This window comes from Polynucleobacter sp. Fuers-14, from assembly GCF_018882045.1.
Taxonomy (GTDB): domain Bacteria; phylum Pseudomonadota; class Gammaproteobacteria; order Burkholderiales; family Burkholderiaceae; genus Polynucleobacter.
Map to the genome: position 1 here is coordinate 202,755 of NZ_JACVPG010000005.1, position 15,788 is coordinate 218,542.

Annotated in this window: 11 protein-coding genes and 1 tRNA gene; 5 read left to right on the forward strand and 7 right to left on the reverse strand. The window is 46.4% G+C overall.

Features of this window, described 5'->3' with window-relative positions; genetic code table 11:
• Window positions 1-19 precede the first annotated feature (19 nt).
• The 3 genes from ligA to smc are packed head-to-tail and all read right to left on the reverse strand — an operon-like array spanning window position 20 to window position 6,637.
• A complete protein-coding gene (gene ligA, locus ICN40_RS03945; RefSeq protein WP_216242302.1) occupies window positions 20-2,035 on the reverse strand; it encodes an NAD-dependent DNA ligase LigA in 2,016 nt (671 codons plus the stop codon).
• Window positions 2,036-2,044: 9 nt separating this feature from the next.
• Window positions 2,045-3,115 carry a cell division protein ZipA C-terminal FtsZ-binding domain-containing protein gene (locus ICN40_RS03950; protein ID WP_308281764.1) on the reverse strand — a complete coding sequence of 357 codons (1,071 nt, stop codon included), beginning with the start codon at window positions 3,113-3,115 and terminating at the stop codon, window positions 2,045-2,047.
• The gene (gene smc, locus ICN40_RS03955) at window positions 3,116-6,637 is read right to left on the reverse strand and encodes a chromosome segregation protein SMC (RefSeq protein ID WP_216242303.1); all 3,522 of its coding nucleotides are present in this window, start codon (window positions 6,635-6,637) and stop codon (window positions 3,116-3,118) included.
• Window positions 6,638-6,812: 175 nt separating this feature from the next.
• Here smc and dapD point away from each other — a divergent pair, with 175 nt between their 5' ends.
• Genes dapD through prmB form a run of 3 tightly spaced genes read left to right on the forward strand, consistent with a single transcriptional unit; the run spans window position 6,813 to window position 9,743 of the window.
• Complete coding sequence (gene dapD / locus ICN40_RS03960; protein WP_072583047.1) at window positions 6,813-7,640, forward strand: 2,3,4,5-tetrahydropyridine-2,6-dicarboxylate N-succinyltransferase; 828 nt, start codon at window positions 6,813-6,815, stop codon at window positions 7,638-7,640.
• 9 nt (window positions 7,641-7,649) lie between these two features.
• Window positions 7,650-8,801, forward strand: coding sequence for a succinyl-diaminopimelate desuccinylase (gene dapE / locus ICN40_RS03965; RefSeq protein ID WP_216242304.1), 1,152 nt, complete (start codon window positions 7,650-7,652; stop codon window positions 8,799-8,801).
• A gap of 45 nt (window positions 8,802-8,846) precedes the next feature.
• Window positions 8,847-9,743: a 50S ribosomal protein L3 N(5)-glutamine methyltransferase gene (gene prmB / locus ICN40_RS03970; RefSeq protein ID WP_216242305.1), complete on the forward strand. Its 897-nt coding sequence runs from the start codon at window positions 8,847-8,849 to the stop codon at window positions 9,741-9,743.
• Between the two features lie 4 nt (window positions 9,744-9,747).
• Here prmB and radA read toward each other — a convergent pair whose 3' ends face one another.
• The 3 genes from radA to ICN40_RS03985 are packed head-to-tail and all read right to left on the reverse strand — an operon-like array spanning window position 9,748 to window position 13,598.
• Complete coding sequence (gene radA, locus ICN40_RS03975) at window positions 9,748-11,112, reverse strand: DNA repair protein RadA (protein WP_072583050.1); 1,365 nt, start codon at window positions 11,110-11,112, stop codon at window positions 9,748-9,750.
• A gap of 39 nt (window positions 11,113-11,151) precedes the next feature.
• Window positions 11,152-11,646 (reverse strand): hypothetical protein, encoded by a 495-nt coding sequence (locus ICN40_RS03980; protein WP_255561126.1) that lies wholly within the window; start codon window positions 11,644-11,646, stop codon window positions 11,152-11,154.
• Between the two features lie 11 nt (window positions 11,647-11,657).
• On the reverse strand, window positions 11,658-13,598 hold the full coding sequence (locus ICN40_RS03985; protein WP_216242307.1) for a potassium transporter Kup: 1,941 nt from the start codon (window positions 13,596-13,598) through the stop codon (window positions 11,658-11,660).
• A 169-nt stretch (window positions 13,599-13,767) separates the two neighbouring features.
• Here ICN40_RS03985 and ICN40_RS03990 point away from each other — a divergent pair.
• Both ICN40_RS03990 and ICN40_RS03995 read left to right on the forward strand, forming a co-directional pair.
• Window positions 13,768-13,844, forward strand: a tRNA-Met gene (locus ICN40_RS03990).
• Window positions 13,845-14,014: 170 nt separating this feature from the next.
• Window positions 14,015-15,151: a helix-turn-helix transcriptional regulator gene (locus ICN40_RS03995; RefSeq protein ID WP_216242474.1), complete on the forward strand. Its 1,137-nt coding sequence runs from the start codon at window positions 14,015-14,017 to the stop codon at window positions 15,149-15,151.
• Here ICN40_RS03995 and ICN40_RS04000 read toward each other — a convergent pair.
• Window positions 15,124-15,666 carry a hypothetical protein gene (locus ICN40_RS04000; RefSeq protein WP_216242308.1) on the reverse strand — a complete coding sequence of 181 codons (543 nt, stop codon included), beginning with the start codon at window positions 15,664-15,666 and terminating at the stop codon, window positions 15,124-15,126. The two genes, ICN40_RS03995 and ICN40_RS04000, sit on opposite strands and share 28 nt — an antisense overlap.
• Window positions 15,667-15,788 lie beyond the last annotated feature (122 nt).

Genomic DNA, 15,788 nt, shown 5'->3' on the forward strand with positions numbered 1-15,788 from the left:
TATTTTTGTAGGAAATAGACTACTTCAATAAATCCATCATTGCCACTTCATCAATCACTGGAACGCCTAGCTCTTCTGCTTTTGTAAGCTTACTACCGGCATCAGTACCGGCAACAACATAATCTGTTTTCTTGGAAACCGATCCCGCTACTTTTGCCCCAGCCTTTTCAAGAAGATCTTTTGCTTCATCCCGGGTCATCGTCGGGAATGTACCCGTCAGAACAAATGTTTTACCTACAACAGCTGCGCTAATGACTTTTTCTTCTACGGAGAGCTGCATTCCCGATGCTAATAGTTGCTCAATCACTTCACGGTTGTGCGCTTCTTGCATAAAGCTGGTTATGGAGTCTGCAACAACCGGGCCTACATCTTTTACCGTGAGTAGATCTTCGAGATTTGCATCCATTAAGGCATGCATAGACTGATAGTGATTAGCTAAATCTTTGGCCGTAGTCTCACCTACATGGCGGATGCCTAAAGCAAAGATAAATCTGGCTAAGGTGGTGTTTCTGGAATGGTTAATTGCTTGAATGAGATTGTCTGCAGACTTCTCACCCATACGCTCTAGATTGGCTAGTGCTGTGAAGCCCAATCTGTAGAGATCAGCCGGGGTTCTAACGAGATTGTGATCTACCAACTGATCAACTATCTTCTCGCCCAGACCCTCAATATCCAGCGCTCTTCTATGTGCAAAGTGAATTAATGCCTGCTTGCGCTGCGCGCCACAGAAAAGACCACCGCTACAACGAGCCACCGCTTCATCTGCCAAGCGCTCAATATGAGATTCGCATACAGGACAACGGGTTGGCATTTGAAACTCTTGGGTATTTACAGGACGACGATCCTTGATAACTGAAACCACTTCTGGAATAACATCGCCTGCTCTTCTTACCGAAACAGTATCACCTACACGCACATCCTTGCGCCTCACTTCATCTTCATTGTGTAGCGTGGCATTAGTAACGGTTACACCACCTACTTCTACTGGCGCCAATCTGGCTACTGGAGTAATTGCTCCTGTGCGTCCTACTTGGACGTCAATACCCAAAACAGTAGTGAGGGCTTCTTGCGCTGGGTACTTATGTGCCAATGCAAATCTGGGGGCTCTTGATACAAAACCTAACTTAGCTTGCTCAGCAAATGAATTTACCTTGTAGACAACACCATCAATGTCATATGGCAGTGCATCCCGTTTAGCACCTATCTCGTTATAGAAGGCCAAGATCTGCTCTACAGAATGCAGCACTCTACGCTCCGAGCATACCGGCAAGCCTAGTTCAGCGTAAGTATTGAGCAATTCTTCATGGGTTTGAGGTAACCAAGAGGCTGGCTCTAGGGCGCCCAAGCCATAAGCAAAGAAAGAAAGTGGCCGTTTAGCAGTGATCTTTGAATCCAATTGACGAAGACTACCTGCTGCAGCATTGCGAGGGTTGGCGAATTCTTTCTCACCCAACTCTGCCGCTTGTCGATTCATCTTCTCGAAGTCTTTGAGGTACATAAAGACTTCACCGCGCACTTCTAGAACTTTCGGAATATTCTTGCCCGTGAGCTTGAGTGGGATAGCGCGAATCGTTTTGATATTGGCAGTGACATCTTCACCGCTGGCGCCATCGCCTCGGGTTGCCGCCGTTGCCAGTGAGCCATTTTCATAGCGAAGAGAGATTGCCAGGCCATCAAACTTTAATTCACCCGCATAAGCCACATGATCAACATGAAGAGCCTCACGACAACGACGATCAAAGGCAATCAACTCACTATCTTCAAATGCATTATTTAAAGAAAGCATTGGCACTGCATGAGCAACAGAATCAAACCCCTTTAATGCCGCTCCGCCTACCCGCTGAGACAGGGATTCTGGGGTAATCCACTCGGGATGAGCGGCCTCAATATTAATTAACTCTCTATAGAGACGGTCGTATTCAATATCAGGAAGAAGCGGATTATCTAAAACGTAATAGGCATGCTCTAAGCGCGCAAGCTCGGCTTGTAAGAATGCGTAACGCTCCGCTAAATTTGTCGGACTAGTGGACGACAACGTGATTTCCTAGCTAAATAGTCTGCTAGCTGTAGAAGATCCAGCTGGAACGCCAGATTTCTCAAGATTGGCATAGAGAACATCGAGATGCTGACGAATGCTGATGACCGCAGCCTCACTCAAATTGATACCATTGTCATCCACTAAGCGGCCATGGGCAGCTTGTGCAATCTCCACGCCTTCAGAGAGCATTCTTTCAAATGCGCGCTCTTCTTGTGGCACCAAGGGAACTTCAAGCAATAAGGTCACCTGAGTTACCGATTTATTTGGATCAAAATCAGTGCTACTAAAAAGCACTACGCCTTTGCTGAGATATTCATATTGGCGGCCATTACGAGATAACTTAAATCCACGTTGACGCATGAGCGCATCAAAGTTACCCCATGGACACGGCTCATCAAAGAGCACATTGATACTCAATTGAATATCGCTTTCAGCAGCCATGACATCTAATTCATTAGCACCTTCCAACATCGCGCTCACGCTGGGCATATCGATTTGTGAACCCAAAGTCTCAGCAAGCGCTTGGGCACGAGAACAAAAATCGGATAGCTCTAGAACGCCGATAGCGCCTTTGCGGCTTGCTAGCTGAATAGCTAGCTGTAAATCAGAATATGTAGAGTCAGGATGAAGCTCTTCCCAGTCTTCAGCAACATCTAGATTAGCATTTAAGCCTTCACACATCCAGCGTGCAGTTGATTGCGCCTGAAGATCAGTCCAGGCATTAATTTCTTCTAGAATTTCTGAGCCGCTAATGGCCTCATCAAAGCGCAGTGTGATGACACAATCAATCCGCGGATCAATCGCAAACTTTTCTGGGGCTGGAATAGTTGTTAATGCTTCGCCGAAGCTGGGCTCAGTACGCCCTGCATCGCCATCAGCAAAGCCTTGACCAAATCTAGGCTCTTTTCCAAAGCGATCATCTAAAGAATATTCAGTGAGCTCTTTTGCCTTACGACGAGCACGTGCATACTTAATATTCAAAACTGCCACTGCTATCAGAATTAATAGCCCAATAACAGCCAGAGCAAATTGCAAATCAGACAAGCCCAACATCGTCATGATTTGTTCTACGTACACTTAGGCAGCCTCCACCATTGAAACAGCAGAAGAAATATCCACCGCAACAATGCGGGATACGCCCTGCTCTTGCATCGTGACACCAATCAATTGATGTGCGATTTCCATAGTGATCTTGTTATGAGAGATAAACAAAAACTGTGTCTTATCTGACATTTTGGCAACTAGCTTTGCATAACGCAAGGTATTTGCGTCATCCAATGGAGCATCCACCTCATCAAGCAAGCAGAATGGGGCTGGGTTCAAAAGGAACAGTGAGAACACCAAGGCAATTGCAGTCAAAGCCTTTTCACCACCAGAGAGGAGGTAAATAGAGCTATTTTTCTTGCCAGGAGGCTGGGCCATAACCTGTACACCAGAATCCAAAATCTCTTCACCAGTCATTACCAATTCAGCATGACCACCACCAAACAACTCAGGGAAGAGCTTGCCGAAGTGGGTATTGACCTGATCAAAAGTGCCCTGCAATAAATCACGTGTCTCGGCATCGATTTTCGCGATTGCATCTGTCAGAGTCTGCATTGCTTCATTCAAGTCAGCAGACTGCGCATCCAAGAACTGCTTACGTTCACGGGAGCTTGATAGCTCATCCAAAGCAGCCATATTCACTGGGCCTAAAGACTGAATTTCAGTATTCAAGCGATTGACTTCGCTCTGCAATGCGCCAACTTTTAAGTCAGCACTGAAATTTGCCTCAAGTGCAGTAAGGTCAGCCTCTGCATCAGATAACAATGTGGCAAATTGCTCAAAGTTCAAACGGGCAGCCTGCTCACGCAATTGCAAGTCCACCACTTTGTCACGCATTGGCTGTAGGCTGCGCTCAACTTGCATACGAGACTCATCGGCTTCACGCAATTGATGCAATAAAGCATCCTGCTCAGTACGAGCATTCGCTAAGGCAGCTTCACGTGCACTGCGCGCTAGCAATAGACCTTGTAATTTATCTTGCGCCTCTTCGTCGCTCAGAGTTTCTAGTTCTTGAGCGGCAGCATCATGCTTATCCTGAATTTCCATGATCTGAGTTCGGGCAGTACTTTGATCACGTTGCAAATCAGTGATGCGCTGCTGCAATGAACGCGTTGCAAAGGCCGCCTCTTGAGCAGCCATTTCAGCGGAACGGAGTGACTCACGCAAACGATCGCGCTCTTCAGTAGAGCGCTCTAATTTTTCTTGCGCTACTTGCAAAGCTTCTTGCAAGCCTTCTTTAGATTCTTCTGATTCAAGCAACTCAGCAGCAGACTGCTCTTGGGTCTGACTCACTTGCTCCATTTGTTGGCGCAACTCACTCAATTCACCCTGAATCTGTGCTGCACGTTGACTGTATTGCTCTTCAGCTTGAGTCAGTTGCATTCTTTCCACTTCAAAGCCGTGTGATTCTTGAACAGCATGCTCTGCATTCTCACGAGCTTGCTCTGCCGCTTGGTGTGCTGCTTGATAGTTAGCAACACATTGATCCAACTCACCCTTGAGTTCACTTTGCATGAGTTGTTGTGCGCGCAATTGCTTCTCGAGACTTTCCATCTCTTGAGCACGCGCCAACATACCAGCTTGCTCAGAATCGGCTGCATATAGTTGTACGCCAACACGACTCACCAAATGACCTTGCTGGGTAACGAATGCGCCACCAGCTGGTAATTTTTCACGGCGATGCAAAGCATCTTCAAGACTGCTAGCAATGTAGATCTTGTCTAGCCACTCTTGAAGAACAGAGGTCAATCTTGCAGCGCCTGCACTTTGCACGCGACTCAATAATGGTGTGAAGTCCGCTGGAGCAGAAGTATGTGCTGGCGTAATTTCTTCGGTGAGTAAGATGGCCAAACGACTTGGAGGGGCATCATTAGCCAAGGCCAATGTTTCTTGCACACTCTTTGCAGTGACAGCAGCTAAACGCTCTCGCAGCACTGATTCCAGCGCAGTTTCCCAGCCGCTCTCTACTTTGAGCTCTTGCCAGAGGCGCTTGCTCTCTTTAAGACCCTTACTTTCAAGCCAAGGTCCAATCTTCCCTTGAGCCTGAACACTTGCCTGCAGGGCAGTCAATGCCGTCAACTTGGCTTCAGTTTGAGCGAGGTCTTGGTTAGCAACTTGAATCTGTTGTTGCGCAGTATTGCGGGCTTCATCAGCAGCCGGAACGCGTTGTTGGGTTTCTATAGCGCGCTGCTTAGCTTCCTCAACTTTACGGGCAGCCATGACCTGACGATCTATTGCTGTTTGCAATGCCTCAGCATCAGGACGACGTAAGCCATCGAATTCACCAACAAGGCGAGTTTCGCGCCCCTTCAATTCATCTGACTGAGCTGACATTGAACGCAGGCGTTCACCCAAACTGGCTAAACGTTGCTCAATAGAAGCAACTGAATCACGTGCGCTATTGAGTTCACGTGAAGCGTTTTGATAAGCCTCTTCACGACTTGGCATTTGCTCTTGCAAACCATTTAAATCCGCTAAGAGTGTTTGTTCTTTTTCAGCAGCTAAAGACAACTCATGCTCAGTAGTACGTTGCGCTTGTGCCGCATCTGTTTCTTGGACAGTCCAGCGCTGTAACTGCGCTTGTAAATCCTGAGTTTGTTGCTGCAAACGTTGACGCGCTTCTTGCACATAAAGAATCTGCGCCTCAACTTGACTGACGTCAGAATTGGTTTGATATAAATCACCTTGCGCTTGAGAAACTCTATCTTGTAATGCGTACTGTTCTGTACGCATGGTTTCTAGCTCGGCCTCGACGTGGCGTAGCTTAGCGGTCTGCTCTTCCAAGCCAACTTGCGTATCGCGGATACCGTTCGCATGGCGCTCTTGTTCTTTACCAGCCTCGGTCTGACGCACAAACCAAAGCAGTTGTTGCTGAGACTTCATCTGTGTAGAAAGCTCAGCATGACGCTCAGCAACAGTCGCTTGTTTTTCTAAGCGAGTGAGTTGTTGATCAAGCTCTCGCAAGATATCTTCAACACGCGTTAAATTTTCTACAGTGTCTTCTAAACGTGAGGCCGTTTCCTTGCGACGCTCTTTATATTTAGAAACACCAGCAGCCTCTTCTAAGAACACACGCAACTCTTCTGGCTTTGCTTCCAAAATACGGTTGATCGTGCCTTGACCAATAATGGCGTAACCTCTTGGACCCATACCAGTGCCCAAGAAAATATCTTGAATATCTTTGCGACGTACTACTTGGTTATTCACGTAGTAACTTGAATTTCCATCGCGAGTTAAAACGCGTTTGATACCTAATTCTGTAAAAGCACTCCACTGACCTTGAGCGCGCCCTTCAGTGTTATCAAAAATGAGTTCAACACTAGCGCGGCCAGATGGCTTACGTAAACCAGAGCCATTAAAAATAACGTCTTGCATCGATTCACCACGCAATTCACTGGCACGGGATTCTCCCAAAACCCAGCGGACGGCGTCAATAATGTTCGACTTTCCGCAACCGTTAGGACCCACAACGCCAATGAGTTGGCCAGGCATTTCAAAATGGGTTGGGTCTACGAAAGACTTAAAGCCGGAAAGTTTGATGGATTTCAGTTGCACGGCGTACTTTGCAGGGAAAAAAAGAGGTTCAAATAAAGGGGTAAAAATTAAAGCTAAAGTGGGAAGATGATAGCAAGCTCTTGCCTGCTTGGACGCGTTTTTGCCCCATCTATATAATGATAAATCTACCTCCCGGGACAAAATCCCTTAACAATCTGATAGTTAACTAAAAAGCATGAGCCAATCACCACAAAACATCATTGAACAAGCCTGGGAAAACCGCGCAAACCTCTCTCCAGATAGCGCCCCTGGGGATGTCCGTAATGCTGTAAATGCCGTATTAGAGGGCCTTAATGCCGGTACTATTCGCGTGGCTGAGCGCCGTGACGTCGGTAAGTGGGAAGTAAATCAATGGGTTAAGAAGGCCGTTTTGCTTTCTTTCCGCCTCGAAGACAATCAACCTATGAGTGCTGGTGGGTTTACCCAGTTCTACGACAAGGTTCCTAGCAAGTTTGAAAACTACACTGCTGCCGACTTTGCTGCTGGTGGATTCCGCGTGGTTCCCCCTGCCATGGCCCGCCGCGGCTCATTCATCGGCAAAAACGCCGTTTTAATGCCTTCCTACGTCAATATTGGCGCCTATGTCGGTGAAGGCACGATGGTCGATACCTGGGCAACCGTAGGTTCTTGCGCTCAAATTGGCAAAAACGTTCACCTTTCTGGCGGCGTTGGTATTGGCGGTGTTTTGGAGCCAATTCAAGCTGGCCCAGTGATTATTGAAGATAACTGCTTTATTGGCGCCCGCTCTGAGGTGGTTGAAGGCGTTGTGATTGAAGAAAACGCTGTTTTATCCATGGGCGTCTATATTGGCCAAAGTACCAAGATTTATGACCGCGAAACTGGCGAAGTGCACTACGGTCGCGTTCCAGCTGGCTCAGTAGTTGTTCCGGGCTCCCTTCCTTCCGCTTGCGGTAAGTACAGCTTGTATGCCGCAATCATCGTTAAGAAGGTTGATGCTCAAACCAGAGCAAAGACGGCTATTAACGAATTACTCCGCGACTAAGTTAAATCCATGAGCGCCACACTTGAGCTCACCGAAGCTCTCATCGCCTGCCATTCCGTAACCCCGGCCGATGGTGGCTGCCAAGATTTAATTGCTAAACGTCTTCAAGCAATTGGTTTTCATACCGAGAGCGTAGTGAGTGGCCCTGAAAATTTTCAGGTAACCAACTTGTGGGCAATTAAAAAAGGTGCAGCTGGCGATCAAGGCAAAGTCTTAGTATTTGCAGGTCATACCGATGTAGTGCCTACAGGCCCATTAGAGAAGTGGACAAACAATCCCTTTACCCCAACCATTCGTGACGGCATGCTCTATGGTCGTGGCGCAGCGGATATGAAAACATCCCTCGCTGGTTTTGTGGTTGCTACAGAAGAGTTTGTCACTACACACCCAGATCATCAAGGCACCATTGCTTTCTTAATCACCAGCGATGAAGAAGGTCCCGCTAACGATGGCACAGTCATCATGTGCGATCGCCTACAAAAACAAGGTCAGCGTTTGGACTACTGCGTCATTGGTGAACCGACTTCAGTTGATCGGCTTGGCGACATGATTAAGAATGGTCGTCGCGGCTCTTTGTCAGGCAAGCTCAAGGTGAAAGGTATTCAGGCGCACATTGCCTACCCTCACCTCGGCAAGAATCCAATTCATCTGTCGGCACCAGCAATTTCTGCATTAGTAGAAACTGAATGGGACAAAGGTAATGAATACTTTCAACCCACCAGTTTTCAGATCTCCAACATGCATGCTGGCACCGGTGCTAATAACGTGATTCCTGGTGAGTTGGTGATCGACTTTAACTTCCGCTTCTCCACCGAGAGCAAGCCAGAGCAACTACGTGAGCGTCTAGAAAAGATTCTGAAGGATGCAGGTCTTGAATTCGAGATTGACTGGGTATTGGGCGGTAGCCCGTTCATTACTGGTGATGGTGATCTGGCTGGAGCATTACGCAAGGCCATCAAAGCAGAAGTCAACATTGATACAGAACTTTCCACTACTGGTGGTACCAGTGATGGCCGCTTTATCGCCAATATTTGCAAAGAGGTTGTGGAGTTTGGCCCCCTCAATGCGACTAGTCACAAGATTGATGAGTGTGTCATCGTTGACGATGTCGTGCCACTCAAAAATATCTATCGCAAGACCCTCGAACAGTTAATCGCTTGATCGACCAATTGCGCACCCGACTTTTCTTCTAAAGAACTCAACATCATGGACCCTGAGTCTCAGCAACACCTCACAGTAAACCAGTGCATCAATCAGGTTACACAAAAACTCGAAGCGGCAAACTTACATTACGGCCACGGGGCAATTGATGCCCAAAGTGAAGCTTTGTGGATTGTGAGCAAACAGCTTAATCTCAGCCCCGCAGAAGCTTTGGATCACCTAGATGATGCAATCTCCGATGAGCAACAGCAAAAAGCATCCGCTATTGCCGATACCAGAATCTCGACACGCAAACCACTAGCCTACATCTTGGGTGAAGCCTGGCTCATGGGCGTGCCTTTTTTCTGCAGCGAGCAAAGTATTGTTCCGCGTTCCTGGATTGCAGAACTCATCGTTGATGGCTCACTAGAGACCTGGTTGCCAGCTGATGGCAAAGCGCTTGATCTTTGCACTGGCAATGGCTCGCTGGCAATTCTCGTGGCTATGTCATGCCCAGATATTCATGTAAGCGCGTGTGATATCAGCATGCCTGCACTTTCTTTAGCTGCCCGTAACATAGATCGTCACAGTCTCAGCTCTCAAGTAGAGCTATTAGATGGCGATCTTTGGGGTGCTTTGCCAGAACCAAATGAAGATAACCTCTTTGATCTGATCATCTGTAATCCACCATACGTGAATGCCGCCTCCATGAATGCGCTTCCTACTGAATATCACTCAGAGCCAGAGTTGGCTTTAGCTGGTGGAGAAGATGGCATGGATATCATCAGGCGCATTATTGCTTCAGCACCCGATTACCTATCTGAGCGCGGCGCTATTTTGCTCGAGATTGGTAATGAGTATGAGCATTTCAAAAAGGCTTTCCCGCAAATTCCAGCAATCTGGATGGAAGTATCCGCAGGAGAAGAGCAAGTCTTATTAATTCAAGCGGAAGACTTGCGCTAGGGAATTAACTGAGCTCGGCTGCAGCAGCAATAGCCTGGTCAATTCGCTCCACTGGAATTACTTTCAACCCCGGAATCTTGGTCTTCGGCATATTGGCTTTTGGAATGATGGCCACAGTGAAACCTAACTTAGCAGCTTCTTTCAAGCGCTCTTGACCACGAGGACAAGGACGAATCTCACCAGCCAAACCTACTTCACCAAAAACAATCAACTCTTTTGGCAATGCGCGATTTCGAATAGATGACTGAATCGCCAGAAGAACGGCTAAGTCAGCCGCCGGCTCAGAAATCTTGACGCCGCCTACTGCATTTAAGAATACATCTTGATCAAAACAAGCGACGCCAGCATGACGATGCAGTACCGCCAAAAGCATTGCCAAACGCGCTTGCTCTAAGCCAACGGCTAAACGACGGGGATTAGGCACATGCGCTGTATCTACTAAAGCCTGAATCTCTACCAATAAAGGTCTACTGCCCTCTTGTGTAACCAATACACAAGCGCCCGGAACCATTTGCTCATGTTGTGACAGAAAAATGGCTGATGGATTCGTTACGCCGCGCAGACCTTTTTCGGTCATCGCAAATACGCCCAACTCATTGACAGCACCAAAACGGTTCTTGATCGAACGCACTAAGCGGAAAGAGGAATGGGTATCACCCTCAAAATACAAAACGGTATCGACAATGTGCTCTAAGACCCTAGGACCAGCAAGATGACCATCCTTGGTAACGTGCCCGACCATCAGCACACAGATACCACTTGATTTAGCGGCCCTAGTGAGCTGCGCTGCACACTCACGAACCTGTGCAACAGAGCCAGGAGCCGAACTTAACACCTCTGAATACAAAGTCTGAATCGAATCCACTACCAATACTTGCGGCTTCACGGTATCCATAATCGATATCAGTTTTTCCAGCTGAATCTCCGCTAACACTTCAAGCTGAGGTGCATCTAAAGCAATACGCTTTGCACGCAGAGCAATCTGCGCAGCGGATTCTTCTCCACTGCTATAAAGCACATTCATGCCCGCAGAACTCATCTCTGCTAATGCCTGGAGTAGCAAGGTAGATTTACCAATACCAGGATCGCCACCCAAAAGTACCACGCCACCAGGAACCAAGCCACCACCTAGTACACGATCAAACTCTTCAACGCCTGTGCTAAATCTTGGCAAGTCTTCAGCGCTAATAGCGGATAACTTTTGTCTTGGCAGTGATTGCGCCAAGCCCTGAAAGCGTGCATTGGATGTCGTCTCAGGCAAACCCTCTTCCAAGGTATTCCAAGCCTGACAAGATGGGCACTGGCCCTGCCACTTAGCAGAGGTACCGCCACAAGATTGGCAAATGTAAATCGTTTTGACTTTAGCCAAGGATTGCCTGATTCAATAAAAAGTAAATTGAGGGAAAAATTAATCGAGCTGGGTGCCCGCTTTATTTTCTTGTGCACGCTTAGGGGCATCTTTACGACGTTGCTCTAAGTCAGCAGCTCTTGCTGCAGCATCTTTTTGCTTTTTCTCAAACTCGCGTTGATTAGCTGTTCGTTCAGCCGCTTTTTCGGGCGAGGCCCTCTCAGTAGCACGCTTAGCGTCTTCTTGAGTCTTTAAACTTTCACGAAGCTTACGCTGCACTTCATGCAAAGCCACCTCTTGCTCGCGTATCGGATCGATTTCCTTGCGATAGTCTGCGCGAGCGCTTCTCAAGCAAGAATTGACCCAGTAATTCTGATAGCAATCAGAGGATGCTTTGCCCCAGCGATATTTAGCCCAGTCACGCTGCAACTCAAGGTCTTGCTCAATCTTATTCAATTGATCAAGGTCAGCCTCTTCTGCAGGAGTGGCCAATACAACCCCACTTAATGCAGACGCCAACAAAAATATTGAAATCAATAATTTTGATTGGAGCAAAAGACTCTTTCTCAAATCTCGACCTTTGCACCCAACTCAACCAAGCGATTTGCAGGAATCTTAAAGAAGTCTGACTGGCGTCCAGCATTCTGATACATCCAAGCAAAGAGTCGTTCACGCCAGATTGCCATACCCGGCAATGAAGTGGGAACAATAGTATCCCTTGAGAGAAAGAATGAGGTGTTCATTAAATCAAATTTCAGATCAAACTGAGTCTCAAGCAAAGCTAAAATTTGATTGGTATCAGGAGTCTCTTTGAATCCATAAACTGCACGCACTACATAAATATTGGGGCCAAGCTCTTTTAAAGTAAGTCTTTGGTCATCACTTACATAGGGCACATCCCAGATGCTGCACTTTAAGAAAAAGACACGATCATGAAGTACATGGTTATGTTTTAGGTTATGTAAAAAAGAAACAGGCAAATAATCTACATGGGCAGTGAGAAAGATAGCAGTACCTTCTACTCGGTGCGGTGGGTTCTGCAACAGAGAAGCGATAAAAGTATCCAGCCGAATTCCGTCATTCAAAACACGTTCGCGAACAATTTGACGGCCTTGGTACCAAGTCATCATTAGCAAGAAGCAAATCGAAGCAATCACTACTGGGAACCAACCACCTTCAAATAACTTGACCAGGTTTGCGGTGAAGAAGCCGACATCAATAACTAAGAAGCAGCTAATGATGATGGCTACAAGAATAGAATTCCACTTCCATAAAGCCTTCATCACCACTGCAGCCAACAAAGTTGTTAAGAGCATTGTGGTTGAAACAGCAACGCCGTATGCATTAGCTAAGTTTTCAGACTTCTTGAAAGCTAAAACAATTCCAATCACAACAAAGCAAAGCACCCAATTGATAAAAGGAACATAGATCTGCCCTTTCTCCTTGGCCGAAGTAAATGCGATTTTCATGCGGGGCAAAAAGCCGAGCAAAATAGCTTCGCTAGTCATTGAGTAAGCACCGGAGATACAAGCCTGAGAAGCGATTACCGTTGCCAGGGTAGCCAATACCACTAAAGCAAATGTATATGATTCAGGCACCATCAAAAAGAAGGGGTTTGAGACCGTTTCTGGATGAGCCAGGAGCATTGCTCCTTGCCCAAAATAATTAATCAATAAACAAGGCATTACCAATAAAAACCAGGCGTATTTAATCGGACGTATTCCAAAATGCCCCATATCTGCATACAAAGCTTCGGCGCCAGTAAGAACCAAAAAGATGGAGCCTGTCACTGCAAATGCGATGCCCGCATCCTGAGTCATAAATTGAAGGGCGTGAATAGGATTCAAGGCGCCAATAATTTGCGGTGCATCTTGAATTTGGTTGAAGCCCATTAAAGCTAAAGATCCAAACCACACCAACATAACAGGTCCAAAGAGTGCACCAACTACTGAAGTACCTTTTTTCTCAAACAAAAATAAGCACAACAAAATTCCAATCGTAATTGGAATAACGTACGGGATAAAGCTATCAGACACAACTGTAGTGCCCTCGATGGCAGAGAGCACTGAAATAGCAGGAGTAATAACAGCATCGCCATAAAATAGACAAGCACCCAAAACCCCCACAACCATAATAACGATGGATCGCTTAGATTTCGTTTTAGCAGTGCGCAAAGCAAGAGCCATCAAAGACAGAATGCCGCCTTCACCATGGTTATTTGCTCGCATGACAAACAATAGATACTTGAGCGATACCACCAAAATGAATGACCAAAAAATCATAGAAATGACGCCAAATATAGATTCAGTGGTCATCGGAATGCCATTTTGCGGATCAAAGCAAACCTTTAAAGCATAAAGTGGACTAGTGCCAATATCGCCAAAGACAATACCAATTGCGCCCAGCGCTAATGTCGCTAGGCCACCCTTTTGATGATGATCTTGACCCTGGATTTCAACCGGACGCAATATCTCTGAGTGCGAAAATTCGGGATTGCTAACTGACATGAATCATCCTTTTATAGGCCAAATGTTCAACTTAATGCGTGGCGATATGTTACTCCTTAACGATATCCATCAAATCCAGATTTTCCTTAATAAAACTGCTCATTTATGCGTTATTTACAGGAATACCTCGACAGAGGCCCCCAAAAAATGGTAGAATTTCAGCTTCAGACGCGGGGTGGAGCAGTCTGGCAGCTCGTCGGGCTCATAACCCGAAGGTCGTAGGTTCAAATCCTGCCCCCGCAACCAAATAAGTAGAAGGCTTCTAGGTCAATTGACTCAGAAGCCTTTTTGCTTTTCTAGAATCATGTAACCGCTATGTAACCAAATAATCAGAATTAACAGTAAAACCACACCCAAAAGATTGAAACTTGACGAAACTTGACGAACCCCCTCAAGACTTTTATAGTCACTGCATCATGTTGGATATAAAACTCATTAGAAGCGCCCAAAAGAAACTTGGTCTATCCCAAGCCAATCTTGCAAAGGAGTGTGGCGTTAGCAAGGAAGCCGTTTCTAACTGGCTATCAGGGGAGTCAATCCCAAGAGCTCGTAAAGCTTTGGCACTTGCGGATGCGCTCAAACTATCCTTGGATGAAATCTTCTCTATAGAAAACGATGTTTCAGAAGAACCAGTAATTGCATACAGAATGCGCAACAATCGCGCCCCATCACTAGAGGCTCAAACCGCAGGCGAAGAAATTGGCAGACATCTAAAACAACTTCTACCCTTAACCGGCTCTAATTCTGTTTTTTCACCCCGACACTTGGTTAACCCAAGTCTAGATGATGATTACGTTACAAAGATTGCAAGCGCAATCAGAGAGCAATTGGGTCTTACAGATATTGAGCCCGTTACCCACGGTCATCTAATTAATCTATTTCATGAATTTGGGGCATTTCTTGTCCCTGTGTTTTGGGGAGAGGACAAAGACGGTCATGAAAATGCAATGAGCGTGTACCTTCCAGACAGCAAATCTTCGTGGGTGTTATTTAACCTTGGCTGCAGGTTGGACGACTTTAATTATTGGCTTTCCCATGAATTCGCGCACTGCCTAACCCTTCACACACTTCAAGGAGACGAGGGTGAAAAATTTGCAGAGAAATTTGCACAGGCCCTACTATTTCCAGAAAAAATTACTGGGGAGGCTCTCGCTGCAATCCGCAACTCCAAAACTCCTCTCAAGGTAGCGAAGTCAATTGCGAATACCCATAATGTATCGGTAGTTACAGTCATAAAAGCTATAAATAAACTGGCCAAATCACGCAATGAAGCGGTACCAAAGCTTGAGACACCTGCATTTTATGCAAAATGGAATTCTGAAAAATCCACCAAACCCACTGTAGCCAAGGGACTTTTCGGCATTAATAACCCAAGCCTAGAGGATGCAATAAGAAATAGTGAAAAGCATTTTCACACCCCAATCTTTCGAGCTATCGCCAAATGGCAGAAGATTCAGGGTGGGCGCTCACCCGCTTTTATAGCCTCAGCGCTTAACCTAGACTTGAATATTGCCATTGAGATGTCTCATGTACTCTGGGTGTTGGAGGATTGACCGTCGGGTGGAGCTTCATTAAAAAGATTTAAATAATGCTCCCGCCAGTTTCTTGGGAGCAACTCCCCGTTCTGACACCAAGAGCGCACAGTTTCAACCCTCTGTCCTTTATCAAGATTGCCGCCCAACTCCATTAGATTCAATAAATCCAAGCTATTTAATAACCCCCCATTCTCATGAACTTCAGATAGCTCATCCGCAACCAAAGCCAATGGCCACTCATCAGTTGCCACTGCTGCAGACAAGACTTCAGCAGTAGCTAACACCCTTGCATCAACCAATGAAATTTGCCTGGGCTCCTTAATCTTTCCATCAATCAATAATTTTTCGAGCAACTTGTTTCCATGCTGCCGAAGATATTTAGCCAATTTCTCTATGTTGCCTTTTTTAGGCTCTCTAAGCTTTAGGCATGAGGCTGCAACTTCACTTTGCAACACCTCCTCTGACAGCCAAGGGTAACGGCTCACAACGTTGGAGCATGATGAAATCTCGACATGGGTATCAGAAATTGTCATCAACTGATAGCCAAAAAAGGTAGACCCGAGTATTGGGCGAACAGGGGAAAAATAAAGTCGGACGTAACAATTTGTATCGACAATAACTTTAGTTACGGGCTTAGTCATGCATCATCATATCC

What these genes read in the sequence shown, in the direction of transcription:
- dapD (WP_072583047.1), top strand. Translation starts at nt 6,813, where the DNA reads ATGAGCCAATCACCACAAAACATCATTGAACAAGCCTGGGAAAACCGC.
- dapE (WP_216242304.1), top strand. Translation starts at nt 7,650, where the DNA reads ATGAGCGCCACACTTGAGCTCACCGAAGCTCTCATCGCCTGCCATTCC.
- prmB (WP_216242305.1), top strand. Translation starts at nt 8,847, where the DNA reads ATGGACCCTGAGTCTCAGCAACACCTCACAGTAAACCAGTGCATCAAT.
- ICN40_RS03985 (WP_216242307.1), bottom strand. Translation starts at nt 13,598, where the DNA reads ATGTCAGTTAGCAATCCCGAATTTTCGCACTCAGAGATATTGCGTCCG.
- ICN40_RS03995 (WP_216242474.1), top strand. Translation starts at nt 14,015, where the DNA reads ATGTTGGATATAAAACTCATTAGAAGCGCCCAAAAGAAACTTGGTCTA.
- ICN40_RS04000 (WP_216242308.1), bottom strand. Translation starts at nt 15,666, where the DNA reads ATGACAATTTCTGATACCCATGTCGAGATTTCATCATGCTCCAACGTT.